We start from the raw sequence: 21,994 nt of genomic DNA, 5'->3' as shown, positions 1-21,994 counted from the left end.
AGACAGTAAACTTTCCTAACTTCGCTTCGTGATTTAAGGGTTGAGGCAAACACCTGTCAAGTACTCGCGCGGTACCGGACTGTGATCTGCGCTCGTCGTGAGACGGTGTCGACCCTTCCTCGGCGGCACCGCTGCCTGGGCCGGCGGACGGCGGCCCGGGCAGCCCGGTCTCACCCTCCCCGGGTGAAGCCCGTCATCGCTTGACGTCGTACACGCGGTTGGTGGGGGTTTCCACCGCGAGCCTCCAACTGCGCAGACCCGCCTCGGCGGCGATGCCTTCGTGGGCGCCGGCGACCTCGAACGTCACGCGGTCCCCGACTCCCTCCGACTCGGCGAGCATGCGGGCCGCTGCGACGGAAGGCTCGTGGAAGTCGAAGCCGCGCAAGCGCGAGCGCGGGAACGCCTTGGCCATGAGCACCGTCGAGTGGCCGAGGCCGCAGCCCACGTCGGCCACCGTGGCGCCGCGCCGGAGCTTGTCCTCGACACCTTTCAGGGCGGGCAGCCACTCCTGGACCGGAACGGCCTCGCACCCGGACTTGAAGAAGGCGGCGACGGCCTCCGCGAGCTCCGGGCCGGGCGTCCGGATCGGCGCAGGCCTCCCGCAGCACCGTCACCACCTCGTCCGCGCCTTGAAGACGGCCCGGGCGAGCGGGGACTGGTCGCGCGCGTTGCGGGGTTGGGGCGGCACCGGGTGTCGGCAGGGGCACGCGCCGTCTCGGCACGGCCGTGGTACGCGGGCCGGCCTGCGCTCCGGGACGACCTCGCTGTCGAAGGGGGCCGCCTTCTCCGGGAACCACACGTCCTGAAGGAGCACCGGGCCCCACGGGCCGGCCGTCAGGCAGTCCTGGTTGTCGGGCCCGGGGGCGCCGGCCGCGGCGGTGAGCCTTCGTGACGCTCCCGGACGAGGCCATCTCCGCGGTGGGGTGTCCGGCCGCATCGCGTGGTGCGGCTGCGCCTTCTCGCCGTGGGCCGCGCGGCCTCGGCTAACGCAGTGACCTGAAGGCGGTACGGAGTTCCTCGGCCAGCAGCCGCGGCTGCTCCCAGGCCGCGAAGTGGCCGCCCTTGCCGACCTCGTTCCAGTGGATGAGGTTGCCGTAGGCGCGCTCTCCCCAACTGCGCGGCGCGGGGTAGATCTCCCCCGGGAAGACGGTCACCGCGACCGGGACGGTGGGGATGTCGACGGCGTTGAACGGGCCTCCGCCCGCCTGCGTGCCCTCCCAGTAGAACCGGCCCGACGACGTCGCGGTGCCCGAGAGCCAGTAGAGCGAGATCGCGTCCAGCATCTCGTCGTAGGTGAGGACCTTCTCGGGCACACCGCCGGAGTCGGTCCACTCGGCGAACTTGTCGTAGTAGTACGCCGCCATGGCCACCGGCGAGTCGGTGAGCGCGTATCCGATCGTCTGCGGGGTCTGGTTCATCATCGCCGCGTATCCGAAGCCGTCGCGGTAGAAGTGCAGCAGACGGTCGTAGGCGAGCTTCTCGCGCTCGGAGAGACCGGCCGGCGCGGGGTCGTAGTTGCGCAGGTGGCGCAGGACCTCCGGCGGTACGGTCCCCGGCATGTTGACGTGGATGCCGAGGAGCCCCTTGGGCTTCTGCGCCGCGAGCACCTGCGAGATGATCGCCCCGTGGTCGCCTCCCTGGGAGACGTACCGTGTGTAGCCGAGCCGGCTCATCAGTTCGTCGAACGCGACCGCGACCCTGGCGGGGTTCCAGCCGGTCTTGGTGGGCCTGCCCGAGAAGCCGTACCCGGGCAGGGTCGGCAGGACCAGGTGGAAGGCGTCCTGCGCCCGGCCGCCGTGAGCCGTCGGGTCCGTCAGGGGCGCGACGATCTTGAGCAGCTCCACGATCGAGCCGGGCCAGCCGTGCGTCATCAGCATCGGCATGGCGTCCGCGTGCGGGGAGCGGATGTGCGCGAACTGGATGTCCAGTCCGTCGATCTCGGTGATGAACTGCGGCAGGGCGTTGATCTTCGCCTCGGCCTTGCGCCAGTCGTACCCGGTGCCCCAGTACTCGACCAGGGGCCGGAGTCTGGCGAGCTGGGCTCCCTGGGACCGGTCGCCCACCGTCTCCTTGTCCGGCCACCGCGTCGCCCGTACGCGTCGCCGCAGTTCGTTGATCTCCTTCTGCGGGACCCTGACGCGGAAAGGCCGGACGGCGGCACCGGGGCGGGTCCTGCCGGAGCCGGCGGTGCCCGCCGCCGACGTCGCGCCCGGCGCGGCCTGGGCACTGCCGGGCAGTGAGAGCTGCGCGGCGGCGACGGCACCCGCGGCGAGGCCCAGGAAGCCGCGGCGTCCGGTCGTGCCGCCTCCGGTGTGGTCGGTCATACCCATCAGACATCCGTTCCTCGATGGCCGGCGACAGCTCGCCGCACGGTGGCCGCGGGCGAGCGTCGTGAGAGCGCCCCGGGGGAGGACCCATCGATCATCACCGGTCGAGGCGGTGATGATCGTGACATGCGTTTGAGTTACCGGTCAAGTAGGTGACGATCGAATCGAGCCACCGCGCGGGGCCGCCTGCCGCGCGGCAGGGGCCGGTGCTCGTCCGGCCTGCAACCCGGGGCCGGGGCCGAGGTCCGGGGGATGAGGCGGGCCGGCCGCCGGGCGGCACGACCAGGGACGGGCGTGTGTCGAGCCCGAGGTCACCGCTGACGCCGCGGCGTCCCGGTCACGCTCCGCATCCCCGGATCGGTGTCGGCAGGACGTGGGAGACGACGGCCGACGTGGGCCCGTTCGGCCTTGGAGGTCGAGCCGTCGAGTGGCCGGACGACCGAGTGGCCCCGGGCCTGACCCACCCACCCCTCCCGCACCCCGTCGGCCGGGTCGCGGCAAGCCGACGCGTTGTGCGGGGACACCGGGCGCTTCACCGCAAGCACCTGACTTCAACTGCAACCACGTCGGCGCAGAGGAGAACGTAATGATCCCGAAGGTGCCGGCCCGGCGGGCAGGAATGATCGTCACCGGAGCGCTGATGGCAGCACTGGGTCTTGCCGCACCCGCTTCGGCCGCAGCCAGCAGCCCGGTGGCGTGTCCCGTCACATGCACTGCCACCGTGCAGATTGTCGGGTTCAACGCCTGGTACCAGGGCACGGTCGACAATTCCTCTTCAGCTCCGGGACTGACGAGCTGGATCCGGGCCGGGTCGAACAAGCAAGGAGGCCACGTGGACTACTACCTGCAGGGCGAAGGGACGATGCGCAAGCTCTACAATCCGGCAGGCGGCTCGTCCTCGACGGCCCTGTCCGAAAAGTCGTCACCTTCAGGGTCTGCGGACCGAATTACACCGGTGGCGACGCCTGTACGCCCTGGAACGTACCCGCGACCTCCTGACTCGGCCTCCAACGTGTGCCGTCGAACGGCACGTCGTACTTGACCACCCGGTTCGGCAACCGACTCATGCCGGTGGAGCGTCGGAGCGGTCCGCGTCCTGGAGGCACGGCCGGTGCCGGCCGGTGGACCTGCCGGCACCTGGACGGCAGGTCCACCGGCGCCTCGGAGTCCGGTCACCGGAGCCGGATCGACGACTGCGCCGCGGTACGGCCCGGCCCGCAAGGTGGCCGCCGTGCACCAGCGCACCGGCATACCCGTCGACCACTTCGTCCAGCTCGGCTTCTCCGGCGTGGTCACGATGTCCGACGCGATCGGCGCAGTCCCGGCGTGCGTCAGCGGCAACGTGTACGACACCTACTCGGACGGCTGACCGGACCGGACCGGCGGGCCGGCCCCGCTCAGACGTCAGCGAGTACCGCCCGGTCCTAGACTGGGCGTATGACACCCCGCGCCTACCGATCCGCCGTGCGTGAAAGCGCTGCCGCCGCGACGAGAGAGGTGATCCTGGACACGGCCGAGGCGCTGTTCGCGGAACACGGCTATCCCCACGTCACCATCAAGCGGATCGCCGATCAGGCGGGTGTCGCCACGGGCACCGTCTACGCGGCCTTCGGCACCAAACCGGCCCTGGTCTCCGCACTGACCGAGCGCGCCGCCGACGACCCCGGCATCGGTGAGGTGCTCGCCGCCGCGCAAAGCGCCACGACCGGTCAGGAGGTCGTGCGTCTGGTGGTGCGCCAGACCTGCGACCTGGTGCGCCACCACCACCGCGTCATGGCGGTCCTCTTCGACGCCGCCGCGGTCGACCAGGACATCGCCGCCCTGCTGCGGGAAACCGAGGACCTCCAACGGGCACGCTTCGGGGAGGTGGCGGAGTTGCTCGGGCGCCTCGGCGCGCTCAGGCCCGGAGTGACCGGGCGAGAAGCCGTGCGCACCCTGGAGTACTTCGTCGCTCCGCCGTCGTGGCACAGGATGCTGCGCATCGGCTGGGACTGGGAAGATGCGCACACGTTTCTCAGTGATGCCGTGTGTGCCGCACTGCTGAGGTGAGTGTTCCTCCATTGATTGAAGTGTGTCACTACTCAATGCCCTAGACTCCCCGCATGCGCATCCTCTTCTCCAGCACGCCCCAGCACGGGCACCTCCTTCCGCAGTTGCCCCTCGCTCGTGCCTTCCGTCAGCGCGGCGACGAGGTGGCCGTGCTCACCTCGGCAGGTTTCGGTCAGCTCCTCGCGGCCGACGGCCTCACCCTGCTTCCCGTCGGCCCGGAGATCCCCGTGCTGCTCGCGGAGGCGGCCCGTCTGGCGGGCGTGGACGACCCGACCGCACCCGACCCCGCCGTGGCGGCCGAGCTGTTCGCCGGCGCCCGCATCGACCTCACCGCCGACGAGGCCGTTGCCGCCGCACGTGAGTTCCGGCCCGACCTGATCGTGGCCGAGGCCACCGACTACGTCGGTCCGCTCGTCGCCGCCACGCTCCAGGTGCCGTACGCCAAGCTGGCGTTCGGCCCGTTGATCCCCGCCAGGTTCACCGAGGTCTTCGACACGGTCGCCGAGCGCCGCTACAAGGAGCGTGGCCTGACCGTCCCCGCGCCCACCTGGTACCTGGACCCGTGCCCCGAGATCCTGCGGGCGCCGGACTGGGAGTCGCCGCAGGGCCGGCTTCCGCTGCGGCCCGAGGCCCACCGCGGCGCCGGAACGCCCAGCGAGACGGGCGGCGCCGTACCCGCTGACGACGGCGCCCGGCCACGGGTGCTGCTCTCCTTCGGTACCCACTTCGCCACGCCGGAGGCCCTGCGTCCGGTCATCGACGCCCTCGCCGGGCAGGCCGACCTCGTCGTGACCCTCGGTCTCGCCGCCGAGGCCGCGGACTTCGGTGACGGACTCGACCACGTCGAGTTCGTCGCGTTCACGCCGCTCGCGGAGCTGCTCGACGGCATCGACGTGGTCGTCACGCACGGTGGGGCCGGCACCACGATGGGCACCCTGACGCGCGGCGTGCCCCTGGTGGTCGTACCGCAGGGCGCCGACCAGTTCATCCAGGCCGGCGCGGTCGCGGGCTCGCGCACCGGTGTCGCGGTCATGCCGCCGGCGGGTGCGGAGGCCGTGGCGCGGGCCGTGGCCGAGGTGCTCGGGAACGTGGAGTACCGGGACAACGCCCGCCGCGCCGCCGAGCAGATCCAGGCCATGCCCTCGCCCGGCGAGGTCGCGGACCAGTTGGCCGCGGCCGTCGGCTGAATGCGATTGCTCGCCGGGGCATGACGCATGGGTGGCGGGCGGCCGTTTCATGAGCCGCCCACCACGGTGAGTTCCGGTCTCGTCCACCACCGCCCTCGCGCTCGCCGGCCCGGCGGCCGTCAGCCCTCGCCGTCGAGGGCCGGCCGGTCGCCCCGGTGTCGCGCACGTGCATCAACAGGCCGGCGAACCCGGCGGCAAGCGGCTCCTCGGTCCGGTCATGGCGTGGTCGGCCACGTTGGTCTCCCGCCGGGAGGGGACCCGAGGAGTGTGCCGTTGACGCAGGGCGTCCACGACCGCGCCCAGGACACCTCCGAAGAAGCCGCTGATCGCCGCCATGCGGAGGTTCGCAGAGCGCACACCCGGGCCCCTGACGGCGTACCTGTGATCGAGCGAGAGAGAGCCTCCCCGACTGCCCGCGGACAGTGTGCCGGCGGCGATGCGGCATACCTTGTCCAAACGTTTTTCGGCTCTGTCAAACGTCGTGTGGACGCAGGCGGGGCTCTCGCTGTGTGCCGCAGAAATCCATGCATATGGGCGCCGATCGTGCGGTCAGAAAGGTGCCGACGAGACACGTATGATGCCGCTCATGACGCAACCCCCAACGTCGCCGAATCCCGGCACGGTGTCCTGGCCCGACGCGGTGCAGGACGCGATGGAGGGCGACCTGGTGACCGCACTCGCCTACGGCACACCCGCCGGAGGCTGTGTGATCATCCCGGTCTCCCCCACCGGACTCGTGGACCGAGCCGCGGGCACGATCGGTGTCACCACCTCGCTGGCCTTCAACGGCAAACTCTTCAACATACTGCGCGACTCGCGCGTCGCGATGGCCTACCACACGCGGGAGCACGGTTTCGCGACGGCAGGGGATTTCGCCGTGGTGCAGGGCCGCGCCGATGTGCCGCTGTCGCCGTCGCCCGAGGTGCTCGCCGATCTCGCGCCGCGCGTCGAACGGTTCCTGGGCGCGGTGCCCACCGGCAAGTTCTGGGACTGGATACTCCGGGACTACTTCGACAACCGGATCGTGATCGACATCGCCGTCCAGCGTGTCGTCTCCTGGCCCGACGAGTCCGGCAACGGGGAGCGGACCGTCTCCGGCGCAGCGTGGCCCGGTACCCCGGACACCCAGTCGCCTCCCGCGAAGGGCACGGGGCCGCGCGTCGGCATGCGCAAGCTGCACGGTCAGGTGACCAAGTTGACGCACCAGCTCATCGGCTACCGCGGAGCCGACGGCTACCCGGTCGTCGTACCCGTCCGGGTCACCGGCCACAGCGAGCGGGGACTGCTGCTGGAGTGCGCCCCCGGACTGCTGCCGGAGGGCGCCCGCAGGGCGGGCTTCACCGCGCACGCCTTCGGGCCGCAGGCGGTCGGCCTGGCCAACCGGATCTGCACCGGCTGGCTGGAGGTGGACGGCGACACCGTCGTGTACGCCCCGCACACGACGTCCGGCTTCGCCGCGCCCCCGGTCAAGACCGTGCAGATGTTCTTCAACGGAGTGTTCGCCAAGCAGGGCTGGCGCAAGGCGCAGCGTGAAGGCACTCTGGCCAAGCTCGCACAGCTCAAGGACGCGCACCGGGTGTAGGGAGTGTTTCGAAAGTGGCGCCGTCCGCCCGGAGGGCGGGCCCCGCGGCGCCTGGTGCGTGTGATCGCAAGGCGGAGGGTCGTCCTCGTACCGGGCGTACGTGGACGATCCCGTCAACGCGGCGAGCGCGCGTGCCAGGCGCCGCGGGGCAGGCGGGACTTTCGAAACACGCCCTGGTGCCGGGACCGGGAAGGTTCACCGGCTCGTGTCGTCCGGCGCGGTGCCTCGCCGCGTTTTCCCATCACCCGAGCAGATCCAGTACGCGGGTCATGTTCCGGCTTGCGACGCCCTCCCACCGCCCCGAAGGCCGAGGGTGGTGCCCCCGTCACCGGACGCCGCGGACTTCCCGGCGAACCTTCCCGGCCACAGCACCGGCCGGACGGTGCCGCCCGTCGCGGCCACGTCGTAGGCGCCGGCGGGCCCGGGACCGCACGCCGTCCGGCGGACGCGAGGCGGCGCAGACCGTCCGCCACGGTCACGGGCGCCGGCGGTCTCTTCTCTTTTCAGGCCGGCAGTGGGGGCGGCGACATCGGCCTGACGATCCGGCACCGACGGGGAGGCGCGTGCGCCGGTGAAGCCCGACCGCAACCCGGCCCGGCGAGGTTCCCGGTACAGGCAGGCGAACGTTCGCCCGTGCGGTGATCGCGCCTTCCGCGGCACATGCACCGGTAGAGCGCGGTCCCAATCAGATACGTGTGCCTGTGTGCGAACATGTGATTCATGGTCGGCCCTCTGCCCGTCGGCAACGAGTGGCCCCCTGCCCTCTCGGTCCGCACGGCGGGCCCGGCACGGCCTCAGCGGCGGGACTTCTGAGCCGGACGTACCCCTTCGTGCTGCCGGCGAACCAGCACCCTTCCGTCGCCGCCCCGGCCACCGCGCATCGGTCGCCCCGTTCGAGGGCGACCTGAAACTCTCCGGAACGGTACCGGTCCGCCGGTCCGCCGGGGTCCGTCCAAGGTTCCCGCGGGAACCACCCCATGCTCGTCAGGAGAACACGCTCATGTCCGTGACGCCGTCCACCTCACCGGCTCCCGAGGCCGTCATCGTAGGAGCAGGACCAGTCGGGCTGTGGCTCGCCCACGAACTGGCCCTCACCGGCGTCCAGGTGCTCGTGCTGGAGCGGGACGAAGTGCGCAGCCCGCACTCCAAGGCTCTGGGCATCATGCCGCGCACGGTCGAGGTGCTGGCTCTGCGCGACCGGCACCGGGACCTGCTCACCGCCGGCCGGCGCAGTCCGGGCTGGCACTTCGGCATGCTGGAGTCCCGCGTCGACTTCAGTGCGCTGCCCACTCCGTTCCCCTTCATGGTCATCCACCCGCAGCGGGCCACCGAGGAGCTGCTGGAACAGTACGCACGGGAGGCGGGCGTCGTCGTCCGGCGGGGCAGCGCCGTCACCTCGCTGACGCAGGACGACAGTTCGGTGACCCTGCGGGTGTCCGGGCCCGAGGGCGAGTACGAGGTGAGCGCCCCGTACGTCGTGGGCGCCGACGGAGCGCGCAGCACCGTTCGCAGGGAAGCCGGTATCGCGTTCCCCGGAACCGAGAGCTCTGCCTACGGGTTCATCGGCGAGGTCGTTCTCGACGACCCGCCCAGCTCCCCCGGCTTCGCCGCGCGCTCGGCGGACGGGATGTTCCTCGTCGTGCCGCTCGGCGACGGCAGGTTCCGCCTGGCCGGGTACGACGCGGTCCACCAGCGTCGTGAACCGCTGACCATGGAGGAGCTGCGGGACGCGTCCCTGCGCATCGCGGGCACCGACTTCGGGATGCACAGCCCGTCCTGGCTCACCCGGTTCGGCAACGCCACCAAGGTGGCGGCCGCCTACCGCGCGGGCCGGGTGCTGCTGGCCGGGGACGCGGCGCACATTCACTGGCCGGCGGGCGGGGTGGGCCTGAACGTCGGCCTCCAGGACGCCATGAACCTCGGCTGGAAGCTGGCCGCGGTGATCCAGGGCCGAGCGGGGACCGAACTGCTCGACACCTATCACGCCGAACGTCACCCGGTGGGCCTGGAACTGGCCGGACACACGCTGGCCCAGGGGGCGCTGATCACCCGTTCGACGCCGGAGACGGCCGCGCTGCGTGGCCTGCTGAACGAGGCCATCACCACGGGCCCCGCCTTCTCCGGGATGCTGGCCCGCAAGCTCTCCGGCTTGGACGTCGTCTACCGGTCCGACGACCCCGCCGCCCACCCGCTCACCGGGGCCCGTGTCCACGATCCGGCGGGTGACGGAGTGTTCCCGCTGCTGCACGACGGTCGTGCCGTCCTCCTCGTCACAGGGGAGGAACCGCTGGACACCGAGGTCACCGACCGGGCGGCCGAAGCGGGCATCGCGGTCCGCGCCGGCGGCATCGCCGGCCCGGGCGGCCCCGGGTGGTCCGGAGCCACGGCGGTCCTCGTCCGGCCCGACGGACGCGTCTGGTGGGCGACCGGGACGCCGCCCGGACAGCAACTGACGGCAGAGATCGCCAAGGCGCTCACGGAGGTTCCTGCGGTCTTCTGACGCAGGCCGCCCGCGCGCGGCCGGCCCCGCCGACTGGTCGCGCGCGGCCGGGGCCTCCGGCCGGCGGGGGTGGGGCAGACGGCGGGGGAGGCGTGGAACGGGCGGGATTCGGCGCGCCACGGCCGCTCCGTGCCCGGCGGCCACAGCCCGGCCGCCGGGCCGGGTGTACCGCGCCGGGCAGGGTGTACCGCGCCGTCTCTTCCCCGGACGGTGCGTCCGGCGGCCGGACCGCCGCCTCCGGCGCGCCGGTCCGGGTGCTCTCGACGGGAAAGGCGCGCAGCCGTTCCCGGCCGGCCGTGAACACGGTCAGACGCAGGCCGGACGGCGGCAGTTCGGGAGGCCCCGCCCGGCACGCGGGCGCCGGCGCCGCATCCCCGTCCGGGGCCGGTGTGCCCTCCTCGGCCGCGGGCCAGGGCGGTCAGAACTCCAGCACCAGCCGGCCGCGGATTCCGCCGCGCTCCAGGAGACGGTGTGCGGCGACGGCTTCTTCGGCGGGCAGGGTGCGGGCCACCCGCAGGGTGAGCCGGCCCTGTTCGACCTGGATCCGCAACCGCTCCAGCCGCTCCACGTCGCCCAGGTACGAGGTGAGCACCGCCGTGCGGTTGCGGATGGCGCGGAGCCGCAGTTCCTCGGAGGACCCGACCCCCACGCTGCTGGAGAGCGTGCCGCCCTCCCGTACGGCCAGGGAGGCGCTCGCTCCGGCGCCGACGGTGTCCACGAGCCCGTCCACGCCGCTGGGCACCGCCCGCAGGATGTTGCGGCCGATGTCGCCCGCGCGCGGCACCACCAGGTGCGCGCCCAGCGAGCGCACGAGTTCCTCGTCGTCCGGCGAGGCGACGGCGACGACCGTGAGCCCGTCCGCCCTGGCCAGCTGCACCGTGTAGCCGCCCACGGCCCCGGCGCTGCCGGTGACCGCGACCGTCCGGCCCGGCGCGAGGCCGACCAGGTCCAGGGCGAGCCGGGCGGTGAGCCCGTTCATCGGCAGGGTCGCCGCCTCGGCGTGGCTGGTGCCCGCGGGAGCGAGGGCGACCTGCCGGGCGGGCAGCGCGACGTACTGGGCGCAGGCACCGCCGGTCGCGCTGGTGGGCACGGCCACCGCCATCACCCGGTCCCCGACGCGCAGACCGGTGCACGTTCCCGGGCCGATCTCGTCGACGACACCGGCGGCCTCCGCGCCGAGCACGTACGGCGGCCGGAGGGCGCAGGCACCGGTGAAGCCGCCGCGCAGGAGCCGGTCTCCGGGGTTGACGGTCGCGGCGTGCACCCTGACCCGCACCTGTCCCGGGCCCGCGTGCGGCTCGGGGACGTCGAAGACGTCGATGACCTCGGGGCCTCCGAAGCAGGTGACGCCTACAGCTTTCATGTTTCTCTCCAAGGGGACGGGCCGTGCCGGAACGCGGGGGTGACAGTCGCTGCGGTGCACGCCGTCGAGCCCGTACGTGCCCGGTGATCCGGACGGTTCCGGGCCCTGACGTCCTCGATTGTGCCGTGACCGACCGGCACACGTCCTCAGTCGGTCGACGGTGAATGTGTGTTTCTCCGCTGAACCTTGAGTTCCGGTTGCACGGCACACCGCCGGCCCTCCGTCACCCACTTTCGTCACTGGCTTGACGGGTGACGGAAGCTCCTGCCATGATTACGTCACCGCCTGAACGGGTGACACGAAGTCGAAGGGTCACCGGGGAAGGAGGCCCGACCAGCACACCCCGCGCATCACTCGCGAACCACGTACAGGGAGAACCGTCATGGCCGTCACCTACACCGCCCGCGTCGACGTCACCGGCGAAGGCCGCAACGGCGGCACCGCCCGCTCCGCCGACGGCCTGCTGGAGCACACGCTGGCCATCCCGAAGGAACTCGGCGGCGCCGGGGACGCCACCAACCCCGAGCAGCTCTTCGCCGCCGGCTGGGCCGCCTGCTTCCTCGGCGCCCTGCGCCGCGCCGCCGCCATGCGCCACGTCAGGCTCACCAGCACCGCCATCACCGCCGAGGTCACCCTCACCCACGGCGACGACGGCGAGTTCACCCTCTCCGCCGTCCTCAGCCCCGTCCTCGGCGGCGTCGACCAGCACACCGCACAGGAACTCGCCGACGCCGCCCACCAGATCTGCCCCTACTCCAAGGCCACCCGCGGCAACATCCCCGTCACCATCACCGCCACCGCCGCCGCCTGACGCGTCCCGGAAAAACCGCGGCGCTCGCGTGAACCCGCGACCCACCACCGTGCGTTTACCAGATGAAGGCTCCTGCCCCTCCGAACGGGGAGGCAGGACGCGGGAGGTCTCCACGGTTCCCCCGACCGGAGAGACCACCCGCACGGCTCCCGTCTGCTCTGAGCCGTGGGGGCGGGCAGACGGGACGGGGGCCCGGCGTTGTGCCGGGCCCCCTGCCCCTCACGACGGTACGGCGGGCGCACCGCCGCGCGGCGCAACCGTCAGCTGTGCCACCAGTGGCGGGCCAGCACCCGTCCGACGGCACCCGCCATCGCACGCTCGCCCGCCGCGTTCGGGTGCACCGGAGCGGCCGGCGTCTCCGGCGCGAACGTCTCGATCCAGCGCTCACCGGTGGGCCGGCACAGATCATGGCCGACGGTCGGGGCGTACGTGTTCACGTACTCCGCGCCGCCGCGCCGCGCCTGCCGGGCCAGCATGCCGTTCAACTCCCTCTCCTTGTCCCGGAGATAGGAGAAGTCACCGGCGGCGAGCGGCACCTTGGCGCTGGTGCAGCCGACACCGTCGTCCGGGAAGAGGTCGGGGTAACCGACGACCACGACCCGGGCGTGCGGGGCCCGGCGGTGGATGCCGCGCAGCACTTCCGCGATCTTCGGCGCGGTCCGGGCGACGGCGTCCGAGACCTGGTCGGTGCCCTGGCCGGTGAGGTACGACCGGCAGGGGGCGCCCGCGGGGTCGGAGGCCGACAGCTTCGCGCACGTGCCCAGCACGGTCGAGAAGCCGATGTCGTTGCCGCCGACGGTGAGGGTGACCAGGTCGGTCCCCCGGTCGAGGGCGTCGAGCTGCGGGGGCACCGAGCCCTGCGGGGCGGCCATGTCCGCGGTGGTCGCACCCGAGCACGTGACGTCCGTCAGCACCGCCCGCGAGGAACGCGCCACCAGGGAGGCGTAGTTCTGGTCGGAGCGCAGACACGTGCTGTCGACCTGGGTCGGCACGAGCGGCGCGGAGGCGTACGAGTCTCCGAGGGCCACGTAGTCGACGCGGTGCCGGGCCTCGTGCCGGGCGCCGTCGGAGTCACTGGCCGACGCGGTGCCGGCCGACGCCAGGGCCGAGACGGCGGCGAGCAGGGCGGCACCCGCCGTCAGGGAGCGCCGCGTGGCGGAAGCGGTAAGGAGTCTCCTCAAGATCTGTCCTTTCGTGATCGACGATCACTACTTCACACGGAGCGGAGCCCCGGAAAGTGCCGGTGGCCCAGGTAACGAATTGGTCGCCGTGCCGCGGGCGGGACGGGCGGACGTGTGCGCGCCTGAGAGTCGAATGGCTTAGGTGTGCGGCCGCCGCCCGGGTGGACGGGCGGGTGTACCTACCCGTGTCCGACCGTCATGTGACGGATGCGGGGGTCTCGGACGTGGCCCACAGTGAGGGAAACACCGAGCCTCTCGTGCGGGTCTCCGGCCAGAAGGTTCGCCCCGGTGGCGAACACGAGAAGCGTTCTGCATCAACACAGTCAGCACAGTTCGACATTCATCTGAAAGGTGATCACTCGTGATCAGCATCAAGGGTCTGCGCGGTCGGCGGTTCGTGACGGGCGTCGCGGCCATGGTCACGGCGGGTGTCGCGGTCGGTACGTTCGCGGTCACCGCCAACAGCGCGCCGGAGCGGACCGACGCCGGCCGGCAGCCCAAGCCGACCGTCGTCCTGGAACACGGCGCCTTCGCCGACGCCTCCAGCTGGAACGGCGTGATCGACAGACTCCGCGCCGACGGCTACCCCGTCGTCGCCGCCGCCAACCCCCTGCGCAGCCCCAGCACCGACGCCGCCTCCCTGCGCAGCCTCCTCGACCACATCAAGGGCCCCAAGATCCTGGTCGGCCACTCCTACGGCGGCTCCGTCATCAGCCAGGCCGCCACCGGAGACCGCGACGTCAAGGCCCTCGTCTACGTCGCCGCCTTCCTGCCCGCCCCCGGCGAGACCGCTCTGGAACTCACCAACAAGTACCCCGGCTCCACCCTCCCCGACGCCCTCGACCCGGTCCCGTTCAAGAACGCCGACGGCACCACCGGCACCGACCTCTACATCCAGCAGGACAAGTTCCGCCACCAGTTCGCGGCCGACGTCCCCCGCGACCAGGCCGCCCTCGCCGCCGCCACCCAGCGCCCCATCGCGCAGGCCGCCCTGGAGGAGAAGGCCACCACCGCCGCCTGGAAGACCATCCCCAGCTGGGACATCATCACCACCCAGGACCTCAACATCCCGGCCGCCGCCCAGCGGTTCATGGCCGAGCGCGCCCACGCCCACACGACCACGGTCGCCGCCTCCCACTCCGTCGCGGTCTCCCACCCGCACCTCGTCGCGGGCGTGATCGAGAAGGCGGCTCGCGCCACCACCCGCTGACGAACCTCCCGGCACCCGCCGGCGGTCAGCCGCGGTCAGCCGCGGCCGGCCGGACCGATCAGCCGGCTCGAGCGATCACCCGCCTCAAGCAAGCACATGCCCCAAGCAACGCAAGGAAGAGAGAACACCCCCATGGACATGAAGCTGGAAGTCGTCGTCCTGCCCGTGTCGGACGTCGACCGCGCCAAGCAGTTCTACACGGAGCGGATGGGCTTCCGGCTCGACGCGGACTTCCCCGTCCAGGACGGCTACCGGGTCGTCCAGGTCACCCCGCCGGGCTCCGGCTGCTCGGTCATCTTCGGTGACGGCCTCACCCAGGCGCAGCCGGGCACCCTGCACGGCCTGCACCTCGTCGTCACCGACATCGAGGCGGCCCGGAAGGAACTGGCGGGACGCGGCGTCGAGGTCAGCGAGCCGTTCCAGGACGTCACCGGCATCTTCCACCATCCCGGCGACGCCGACCGCGTGCCCGGACTGCACCCCGAGCGGGCCAGCTACGGCTCGTTCGCCTCGTTCGAGGACCCCGACGGCAACCAGTGGTTCCTCCAGGAGGTCACCGAGCGCGCCCCCGGCCGCTGACCCCGCCACCCAGCCCCCGAGGGGGCGGCCCGCCTCCCTGGCCGCCCCCTCGGGCCGTACCTCCCCAGGGCCCGCCCTCGCCGTGGTCCCGCCGCCCCGCACACCCGGCAACACACCACCGGAGAACCAGTGACGACCGAGAACACCCGCATCTACGACGTCGTCGTGATCGGCGCAGGACCGGTCGGCGAGAACGTCGCCGACCGCACCACCGCCGCAGGCCTGAGCACGGTCATCGTGGAGAGCGAACTCGTCGGCGGCGAGTGCTCGTACTGGGCCTGCGAACCCAGCAAGGCCCTGCTGCGCCCCGCCCTGCTGCGCGCCGACGCGGCGAAGGTCCCCGGCCTGAACCCGGCCGTCGCGGGCCCGTTGGACACCGCGGCCGTCCTCGCGCACCGCGACCGCATGTCCGCCGACTGGAACGACGACGGCCAGGTCGACTGGCTCAAGGGCGCCGGCATCGAACTGGTCCGCGGCCACGGCCGGCTCGACGGGCCCCGGCAGGTCACCGTGCACTCCCCCGATGGGGAGGTGCTGCACCTGCGCGCCGTGCACGCGGTGGCCGTCTGCACCGGCACCCGCGCCTCCCTCCCGCCGCTGCCCGACCTGGACACCCTGCGCCCCTGGAGCAGCCGCGAGGCCACCAGTTCCCCGCGCGTCCCGGACCGGCTCGCCATCGTCGGCGCGGGCGTCGTCGCCGTCGAGATGGCCACCGCCTACCAGGCCCTCGGCTCCCGGGTCACCCTGATCGCGCGCGAGGCGGGACTGCTGACCCGCATGGAACCCTTCGCCGGCGAGATGGTCGCCGAGAGCCTGCGCGAGGCGGGCGCCGAACTGCGTCTGAACACCACCGTCACCACCGCGACCCGCGAGGGCGGCCCGGACGGCGAGGTGCACCTCACCCTCTCCGACGGCAGCCGGCTCGTCGCCGACGAACTGCTGCTCGCCACCGGCCGGGCACCGCGCACCGAGGACATCGGCCTGGACACGGTCGGCCTGGTCCCCGGCGGGTGGATCACCACCGACGACTCGTTCACCGCCACCGGCGTCCCCGGCGACTGGCTCTACGCCGTGGGTGACGTCAACCGCCGCGCCCTGCTCACCCACCAGGGCAAGTACCAGGCCCGGATCGCCGGCGCCGTCATCGCGGCGCGGGCGCAGGGCGAACCCCTCGACACCGCGCGCTGGGGCCGCCACACCGCCACCGCCGACCTGGAAGCCGTACCGCAGGTGGTGTTCACCGAGCCGGAGATCGCCGCGGTGGGCCTGACCACAGAAGAGGCAGAACGCACCGGCCGCCGCGTCGACGTCGTCGACTACGACATCGGCCTGCTCGCCGGTGCCGTGCAGCACCGCCCGGACTACCGCGGCAGGGCCCGCGTCCTCATCGACCCCGAGCGCCGTACCGTCGTCGGCGCCACCTTCGCCGGACCGGGCGTCGGCGAACTCCTGCACTCCGCCACGGTCGCCATCACCAGTGAGGTCACCGTCGACCGGCTCTGGCACGCGGTCCCCCCGTTCCCGACCATCAGCGAGGTGTGGCTGCGGCTCCTCGAGACCTACCGGGGCTGACACACACCCGCCGTGTCACACGTCGTCTGTATGGTCGGTGCGGCCGGCCCGGGGCCGGCCATACACACATGTGACGCGGGGATGGAGAAACATGAACGGACTGAGGTACTGCGAGCGCGTCGACCTGGCCCTGGCGGCCGGGGACCCGCAGGCCGTGCTCGACGTGGCCGTGGCCGCCTGCGAGGCCAGCCGGGGCTTCCTCGGCATGGTCTGGGGAGAGGTCGTCGAACAGCTCGCCGGCCAGCCCGCCGCGGTGCGAGAACCGCTGGTGGCGGCCATACCCGCCCGGCTCGGACCGGCGGACCGAGGACTGCGGCACGCGCTGCTGTACCTCTCCCTCGTCCTCTCCCGCGACCTGCCCGGCGAGACGCTGGCCGCCGAACGGCGCGAGGCGCTCGCCGGCACCGGGGACCGCTGGCGGCCGCTGGGGGAGAGCGTGAGCTTCGCCGAGGCCGAACTCGACGCGGGCCGCCCGCTGCCGCCCGCCGTCGTCGCCGCCTTCCGGCGCGGGGCGGAGGACAAGTACTCCGGGCTCCAGGAACTGGCCGCCCGGATGACCGAGCCCGTGCTCGACGTCGGTGAGCAGTGGGCCGAGACGGCCATGGCCGACGTCCTGGCGCTCCGCCCGGTCTGGCGGGACCTGCTCGCCCACGCGGCCACGGCCAGGACGGCCAAGCCCACCGCGGCATGGGAGCGCAAGGGCGGCGCACTCCTCGACGAGGCCGGCCCCGAGGCGTTCCGGGCCCGCGCCCTGTCCTGGCTGGCCCTGGCCGGCCGCCCGCGCACGCTGACCCTGCGCCAGGACTTCCATGACGCCCCGGTCAACGAGCTGTTCGACCCGTTCAACGCCAACGCCCTGCGCGGCATCGCCTGGCTGCTCGCCCGCACCGAACCGTGCGAGGAGACGGCCGCCGCGCTGGGCGCCCTGGTCGACACGGCGCTGCGCGTGGTGCCCCACCACGGCCCGTGCAGTCCGAAGGTGGCCAACGGCGCCGTGTACGCGCTCGCCCGCCTCGCCGGACCGGACGCCGGCGAGGAGCTGCGGCGCCTGGCCCGGCGCACCGCCTACAAGAGCACCCTGCGGCAGATCGAGGCCGCGCTGGCGGGGATGGCGTCACAGCCGCAGTGACGCCGCCACCGGCAGGTGGTCGCTGCCGGTGGCAGGCAGCGACCAGGCCGACCGGGGACCGACGCCGCGGACCAGGATCTGGTCGATGCGGGCCACCGGGAACGCGGCGGGCCAGCTGAAGCCGAACCCGGCGCCCGCCTCGGCCTGCGCCGAACGCAGCCGGGAGGTGACGGGCGCCAGCGCCCGGTCGTCGGTGGTGCCGTTGAAGTCGCCCACCACGACGACACGTGGCAGCGGTTCGGCGCGCAGCGCACCGGCCAGCCGCAGCGCCGACGCGTTCCGGGCAGCGGCACCGAAACCCGAGGCCGGCGTGAGGCGGACCGACAGCAGATGGGCCACGAACACGGCGACCGGCCCCTTCGGGGTGCGCACGGTGGCCCGCAGCGCGCGCGGCCACGGCGCGATGTCGACCGGGCCGCCGTCGGTGACCGGGTAGCGGCTCCACAGACCGACCGTGCCGCGCACCACCGCGTACGGGTAGCGGGTGGCCAGCACCTTCCGGTAGGTGTCCGTCGCGTCGCCCAGTTCCTCCAGGGCCACCACGTCGGCGCCCGCGGCGGCCAGGGCACGGGCGGTGCCCGCCGGGTCCGGGTTGTGCTCGTCGACGTTGTGCGTCAGCACGGTCAGGTCGCCGCCGCCGGCCCGTCTGTCGACCAGGCACCCGCCGAACAGCGAGCACCACACGGCGGCGGCGACCGCGGCGGCCACCACCGCGGTCGCCGACCGGCGCAGCAGCGCGCACAGCAGCAGCACCGGCACGACGAGCGCGGTCCACGGCAGGAAACTCTCGACCAGGCTGCCGAGGTGCCCGGGCCGGTTCGGCACGAGGCCGTGGCCCGCCATCAGCAGGACCACCGGCAGAGCGGCGGCGGAGGCGATCCGGCCCCGCCGCCATCTGCGGGAGACCTCCGGGGAACCCGGGGCGTCCGGCCCGCCCGGGTCCTGCGGGGCACCGGAAGCGTCCGTGGTGTCCGATACGCACGGCGTCCGCGACGCGCTCACCGGGGCCGCCATGGCGCGGCTCACCGCTTCCCCGGCGCATTGGCCGACACCCAGGCGCGTACGCCCTCGACCAGCGAACGGCTCCTCTCCACGGCGGCCTCCAGGCCTTGCCGCGGACCGGAGCCGGCCCGCTGGTGCAGGACCACGCCCAGCACCAGCCGTTCGTGTCCGTCCCGGTCGGGCGCCTTCGCCGCCCACATCAGGTTGCCGCCCGCCGGGGTGCTGGAGCCGGTCTTCAGGCCGATCACGCCGTTCTCGCCGAGCAGTGTGTTGGTGTTCCGGATCTCCCCGGGGATCCCGGGCACGGTCGTGGACGGCATGGCGACCACCGACCGGAACGCCGGGTCCTTCATGACCTGCCGGGCCAGCCTCAACTGGTCTGCGGACGTACTGGTGTTGGCCGGGCCGATGCCACTGGCGTCGACGTACGCCGTGTTCCGCATGCCCAGCTCCCGGGCGGCCCGGTTCATCTTCGCGACGAACGCCTCCTCGGACCCGGCGTCCCAGCGGGCCAGCAGCCGGGCGATGTTGTTGCCGGAGGGGATCAGCATCAGCTCCAGCAGCTTGCGTTCGCTCAGCCGCCGCCCCGGGTCGACCCGCGCGGTCGACTCGGTCCCGGACACGGACTCGTCGGCGGCCCGCTGGTCGACCGTGATGTCGGGACCGGCCCCGTGCTCCCCGAGCGGATGGCCGCGGAGCACGACGTAGGCGGTCATCACCTTGGTGACACTGGCGAGCGGTACGGCTCCTTGCCCGCCCCGCGAGCCGAGGTCGCCCCGGGCGCCGAACCCCTCGACGGACACACTCGTCTGCCCCTCGGCGGGCCACGGCAGCGACGGCCGCACCGGGGCCGGTCCGGCCGCGGCGGTGTCCTGGAGACCCTCGCCCCCACGGGTGACGACAGCGAGCACCACCAGGGCGGCCAGCGCCGTGCACCCCGCCGCGCAGGCCGCGCCCAGGCGTCCTCGCGACAGACGCCGCGGCCGGGACGGCCGCCCCGGTCCGGGGGAGGCGAGCGCCGCGGCCGGGCGCACAGCGGGCTCGCCGCGAGGGGGGACCGGGCACATGGGAACGCACCTCCAAGGGGCAGTGCGTGACGTTCACGCATGTCAGCCACCTTGCGGGGCGAGGTTCTCCACCAGGGCGACGCGGTGTGTCCGTCGGCGCTCGCCTCTGTATCCGCCGTGTATCAGCGCCCGCCCGCACCCGTCCGGCGGCGGGTCACGGAGGCCGGTGGGGCACGGAGGGCGGCGGGGACAGGCGAGGCCGGGGGGTCAGGTGCGGGGCGGCGGGTCAGAGAGGGCGGCGGGCAGCCGCAGCGTGGCCACGGCCCCGCCCCCGGGGGCGTCGGCGAAGTCCAGCGACGCCCCGATGACCTGCGCCTGCCCCAGCGCGATGGTCAGCCCGAGCCCGTGCCCCCGGCCGCGTTCGGCGGCCCCCGTGCGGAACCGCTGCGGCCCGTGCGCCAGCAGCTCCGCGGGGAATCCGTCCCCGTGGTCGCGGACCGTCACCGTGGTGCCCGCGACCCCGACCTCTACGGGCGCCCGGCCGTGCCGGTGCGCGTTGACGACCAGGTTGGCCACGATCCGGTCCAGGCGCCGCGGATCCGTCTCGACCGGTGCCACCTCGCTCGCCGTGAACCGTGCCGCGAGGCCCGTCCGGGCCAGCGAGTCCGCCACCACCTCGGCCAGCGGCACCGGCCGCAGCTCGGCCCGCTCGGCCCCCGCGTCGAGCCGGGAGATCTCCAGCAACTCCTCGACCAGCGTCCGCAGTACCGCCACCCGGTCCCTGACCAGCTCGGTCGCCTCCCCGTCGGGCAGCAGCCCGCTCGCGGTGACCAGTCCCATCAGGGGCGTACGCAGCTCATGGGCGACGTCGGCGGTGAAGCGCTGCTCGGTCCGCAGCCGGTCCCGCAGGCTGTCCGCCATCGCGTCCACGGTGGCGGAGATCTCGGTGATCTCGTCACCGCGTCCGCGTCCGCCGCCCCCGTCGGCGGTGCGCGCCTCCAGGTCACCGGCCGAGATCCGGCGCGCCGTCCGCGCCACCCGCCGCAGCCTGCGGTGCGGCAGCTCGGCGGCGAGCGCCGACAGCGGGACGACCACGGCCAGCGCGAGCAGCGAGTACTTCCACATGTGCCGGTCCAGCGCGTTGCGGGAGAGCAGGTCGAGGGTCATGTCGACGTTCACCGCGTAGGGCTGTCCCCGGTACTCCCGCACCGCCCACATCCTGGGCCTGACCGGGTCGGGGTCGTACCAGGTGGCCACCGGCTCGTGCGGCTGCCCCTCGCGCAGCCGCCGCAGCAGTTCGCCGGGCAGGGCGTCGGCGCCCAGCACGTCCCCGTCGCCCGGGACGCCGTCGCGTGCGTAGTGCTCCAGGGCGACGGACAGCGCGTTCTGCGCCTTGACCGAACCCTCGTGCAGCGACCGGTCGCGGGTGCTGCCGTGGACCAGGACCCCGATGGTCAGGGCGACGGCGCAGCAGGCCACCGCCACCAGCAGGGCGATCCGCCAGCGCAGCGAACGCCAGTTCAGCAGCGCGCGCACACCGTCCACGTCAGCTCCGCCGCAGCTTGTAGCCGAACCCGCGGACCGTCTCGATCCGTTCGGCGCCGATCTTCTTGCGCAGCCGCTGCACGCACAGGTCGACCACCCGGGTGTCCCCGTCCCAGCCGTAGTCCCACACGTTGCGCAGCAGCGTCTGCCGGTCGAGGACCACTCCGGGGCTGGCGGCGAACTCCAGCAGCAGCCGCAGCTCGGTGGGGGCCAGGGCGACCGGCTCCCCGGCCCGGAACACCTCGAGACCCGCGGTGTCGAGGGCCAGGTCACCGAAGACCAGCCGGGTGCCGTCCGCGGGAGCGGCCGCCACGGGGGCGGCGGCCGGCGCGCCGCCGGCGCCCGCGCTCAGCGACGTGAACGCCGCGCGCCGCAGCAGCGACCGGATCCGCGCCACCAGCACGGAGGTGTCCACGGGCTTGACGACGTAGTCGTCGGCGCCCGCCTCCAGACCGGAGACGACGTCCAGCGCGTCACCGCGCGCGGACATCATCAGGATCGGCGCCGTACTGCTCTCCCGGACCCGGCGGCACAGCCCGATCCCGTCCAGGCCGGGCAGCATCACGTCCAGCAGCAGCAGGTCGTGGCCGCCCTCGCGGAACAGCTCCAGCCCGCTCAGGCCGTCCGCGGCCGGGGCCACCCGGTAGCCGTAGCGCTCCAGGGCGAGGGCGACGGACCGGCGGATCACCTCGTCGTCCTCGACGAGCAGGAGGGTGACGGGGGCCTCGGCGCCCCCGCCGACCGGTGCAACTGGCATGTTCTTCCATCCGGACGTAGGTGCGGTCCGCACCCGGCGCGGGTACGGGCCGTCCCATCATGCCGCGCGCCCGGACCTCACCGGGCCGCCGGTCCCGCCACGCGCGGTGACACCGGCCCGCCGGCCGGCGCGCGGGTCCCGGCGGCGCGGCGCGCCCTCGTCCCGGTGCACGCCACAACGGAACCCGGCCCCG

At 73.3% G+C, this 21,994-nt stretch carries 18 protein-coding genes and 1 pseudogene; 10 read left to right on the top strand and 9 right to left on the bottom strand.

Annotation, left to right across the window (positions count from 1 at the left end):
- Window positions 1-193 precede the first annotated feature (193 nt).
- From AC6I72_RS35205 to AC6I72_RS35195, 3 genes and pseudogenes are all read right to left on the bottom strand, one after another.
- Complete coding sequence (locus tag AC6I72_RS35205; RefSeq protein WP_498005562.1) at window positions 194-454, bottom strand: methyltransferase domain-containing protein; 261 nt, start codon at window positions 452-454, stop codon at window positions 194-196.
- 288 nt (window positions 455-742) lie between these two features.
- Window positions 743-937, bottom strand: a pseudogene (locus tag AC6I72_RS35200) (catalase); the annotation flags it as partial.
- A 46-nt stretch (window positions 938-983) separates the two neighbouring features.
- Complete coding sequence (locus AC6I72_RS35195) at window positions 984-2,330, bottom strand: epoxide hydrolase family protein (RefSeq protein WP_498005560.1); 1,347 nt, start codon at window positions 2,328-2,330, stop codon at window positions 984-986.
- Between the two features lie 1,228 nt (window positions 2,331-3,558).
- On the opposite strand from AC6I72_RS35195, the gene AC6I72_RS35190 reads away from it, so the two are divergent.
- From AC6I72_RS35190 to AC6I72_RS35170, 5 genes are all read left to right on the top strand, one after another.
- Entirely contained in the window at window positions 3,559-3,696 is a 138-nt protein-coding gene (locus AC6I72_RS35190; protein WP_498005558.1) for a hypothetical protein, read from the top strand.
- Window positions 3,697-3,791: 95 nt separating this feature from the next.
- Window positions 3,792-4,376 carry a TetR/AcrR family transcriptional regulator gene (locus tag AC6I72_RS35185; protein ID WP_498005556.1) on the top strand — a complete coding sequence of 195 codons (585 nt, stop codon included), beginning with the start codon at window positions 3,792-3,794 and terminating at the stop codon, window positions 4,374-4,376.
- A gap of 53 nt (window positions 4,377-4,429) precedes the next feature.
- The gene (locus tag AC6I72_RS35180; protein WP_498005554.1) at window positions 4,430-5,563 is read left to right on the top strand and encodes a glycosyltransferase; all 1,134 of its coding nucleotides are present in this window, start codon (window positions 4,430-4,432) and stop codon (window positions 5,561-5,563) included.
- A 586-nt stretch (window positions 5,564-6,149) separates the two neighbouring features.
- Window positions 6,150-7,145 (top strand): hypothetical protein, encoded by a 996-nt coding sequence (locus tag AC6I72_RS35175; RefSeq protein WP_498005552.1) that lies wholly within the window; start codon window positions 6,150-6,152, stop codon window positions 7,143-7,145.
- 1,000 nt (window positions 7,146-8,145) lie between these two features.
- The gene (locus AC6I72_RS35170) at window positions 8,146-9,645 is read left to right on the top strand and encodes an FAD-dependent oxidoreductase (RefSeq protein ID WP_498005551.1); all 1,500 of its coding nucleotides are present in this window, start codon (window positions 8,146-8,148) and stop codon (window positions 9,643-9,645) included.
- Between the two features lie 418 nt (window positions 9,646-10,063).
- On the opposite strand, the gene AC6I72_RS35165 is transcribed toward AC6I72_RS35170, so the two are convergent.
- Window positions 10,064-11,008, bottom strand: coding sequence for an NADP-dependent oxidoreductase (locus AC6I72_RS35165; protein WP_498005550.1), 945 nt, complete (start codon window positions 11,006-11,008; stop codon window positions 10,064-10,066).
- 382 nt (window positions 11,009-11,390) lie between these two features.
- Between AC6I72_RS35165 and AC6I72_RS35160 the strand changes: the two genes are divergently transcribed.
- On the top strand, window positions 11,391-11,819 hold the full coding sequence (locus AC6I72_RS35160; protein ID WP_498005548.1) for an organic hydroperoxide resistance protein: 429 nt from the start codon (window positions 11,391-11,393) through the stop codon (window positions 11,817-11,819).
- A 260-nt stretch (window positions 11,820-12,079) separates the two neighbouring features.
- Here AC6I72_RS35160 and AC6I72_RS35155 read toward each other — a convergent pair whose 3' ends face one another.
- Window positions 12,080-13,000, bottom strand: coding sequence for an SGNH/GDSL hydrolase family protein (locus AC6I72_RS35155; protein ID WP_498005546.1), 921 nt, complete (start codon window positions 12,998-13,000; stop codon window positions 12,080-12,082).
- A 361-nt stretch (window positions 13,001-13,361) separates the two neighbouring features.
- Between AC6I72_RS35155 and AC6I72_RS35150 the strand changes: the two genes are divergently transcribed.
- The 4 genes from AC6I72_RS35150 (at window position 13,362) to AC6I72_RS35135 (ending at window position 17,490) form a co-directional block, all read left to right on the top strand.
- Window positions 13,362-14,210: an alpha/beta fold hydrolase gene (locus tag AC6I72_RS35150; protein WP_498005545.1), complete on the top strand. Its 849-nt coding sequence runs from the start codon at window positions 13,362-13,364 to the stop codon at window positions 14,208-14,210.
- A gap of 132 nt (window positions 14,211-14,342) precedes the next feature.
- A complete protein-coding gene (locus AC6I72_RS35145) occupies window positions 14,343-14,789 on the top strand; it encodes a VOC family protein (protein WP_498005543.1) in 447 nt (148 codons plus the stop codon).
- 129 nt (window positions 14,790-14,918) lie between these two features.
- Window positions 14,919-16,361 (top strand): dihydrolipoyl dehydrogenase family protein, encoded by a 1,443-nt coding sequence (locus AC6I72_RS35140; protein WP_498005542.1) that lies wholly within the window; start codon window positions 14,919-14,921, stop codon window positions 16,359-16,361.
- A 91-nt stretch (window positions 16,362-16,452) separates the two neighbouring features.
- The gene (locus tag AC6I72_RS35135) at window positions 16,453-17,490 is read left to right on the top strand and encodes a hypothetical protein (RefSeq protein ID WP_498005540.1); all 1,038 of its coding nucleotides are present in this window, start codon (window positions 16,453-16,455) and stop codon (window positions 17,488-17,490) included.
- On the opposite strand, the gene AC6I72_RS35130 is transcribed toward AC6I72_RS35135, so the two are convergent.
- The 4 genes from AC6I72_RS35130 to cseB form a co-directional block, all read right to left on the bottom strand.
- Window positions 17,476-18,333, bottom strand: a complete 858-nt coding sequence (locus tag AC6I72_RS35130; RefSeq protein WP_498006445.1) for an endonuclease/exonuclease/phosphatase family protein — start codon at window positions 18,331-18,333, stop codon at window positions 17,476-17,478. The two genes, AC6I72_RS35135 and AC6I72_RS35130, sit on opposite strands and share 15 nt — an antisense overlap.
- 179 nt (window positions 18,334-18,512) lie before the next feature.
- A complete protein-coding gene (locus AC6I72_RS35125; protein ID WP_498005538.1) occupies window positions 18,513-19,559 on the bottom strand; it encodes a D-alanyl-D-alanine carboxypeptidase family protein in 1,047 nt (348 codons plus the stop codon).
- Window positions 19,560-19,766: 207 nt separating this feature from the next.
- Complete coding sequence (locus tag AC6I72_RS35120) at window positions 19,767-21,044, bottom strand: ATP-binding protein (RefSeq protein ID WP_498005537.1); 1,278 nt, start codon at window positions 21,042-21,044, stop codon at window positions 19,767-19,769.
- Window position 21,045: 1 nt separating this feature from the next.
- Complete coding sequence (gene cseB, locus AC6I72_RS35115; protein WP_498005535.1) at window positions 21,046-21,801, bottom strand: two-component system response regulator CseB; 756 nt, start codon at window positions 21,799-21,801, stop codon at window positions 21,046-21,048.
- Window positions 21,802-21,994 lie beyond the last annotated feature (193 nt).

It is taken from the genome of Streptomyces sp. Xyl84, assembly GCF_059731885.1.
This window is presented reverse-complemented; position numbering and strand designations above follow the sequence as displayed.

Excerpts from the sequence above, each read along its gene's own strand:
- AC6I72_RS35195 (WP_498005560.1), bottom strand. The coding sequence starts at position 2,330 with ATGGGTATGACCGACCACACCGGAGGCGGCACGACCGGACGCCGCGGC.
- AC6I72_RS35180 (WP_498005554.1), top strand. The coding sequence starts at position 4,430 with ATGCGCATCCTCTTCTCCAGCACGCCCCAGCACGGGCACCTCCTTCCG.
- AC6I72_RS35175 (WP_498005552.1), top strand. The coding sequence starts at position 6,150 with ATGACGCAACCCCCAACGTCGCCGAATCCCGGCACGGTGTCCTGGCCC.
- AC6I72_RS35170 (WP_498005551.1), top strand. The coding sequence starts at position 8,146 with ATGTCCGTGACGCCGTCCACCTCACCGGCTCCCGAGGCCGTCATCGTA.
- AC6I72_RS35165 (WP_498005550.1), bottom strand. The coding sequence starts at position 11,008 with ATGAAAGCTGTAGGCGTCACCTGCTTCGGAGGCCCCGAGGTCATCGAC.
- AC6I72_RS35160 (WP_498005548.1), top strand. The coding sequence starts at position 11,391 with ATGGCCGTCACCTACACCGCCCGCGTCGACGTCACCGGCGAAGGCCGC.
- AC6I72_RS35145 (WP_498005543.1), top strand. The coding sequence starts at position 14,343 with ATGGACATGAAGCTGGAAGTCGTCGTCCTGCCCGTGTCGGACGTCGAC.
- AC6I72_RS35135 (WP_498005540.1), top strand. The coding sequence starts at position 16,453 with ATGAACGGACTGAGGTACTGCGAGCGCGTCGACCTGGCCCTGGCGGCC.
- AC6I72_RS35130 (WP_498006445.1), bottom strand. The coding sequence starts at position 18,333 with ATGGCGGGCCACGGCCTCGTGCCGAACCGGCCCGGGCACCTCGGCAGC.
- AC6I72_RS35125 (WP_498005538.1), bottom strand. The coding sequence starts at position 19,559 with ATGTGCCCGGTCCCCCCTCGCGGCGAGCCCGCTGTGCGCCCGGCCGCG.
- cseB (WP_498005535.1), bottom strand. The coding sequence starts at position 21,801 with ATGCCAGTTGCACCGGTCGGCGGGGGCGCCGAGGCCCCCGTCACCCTC.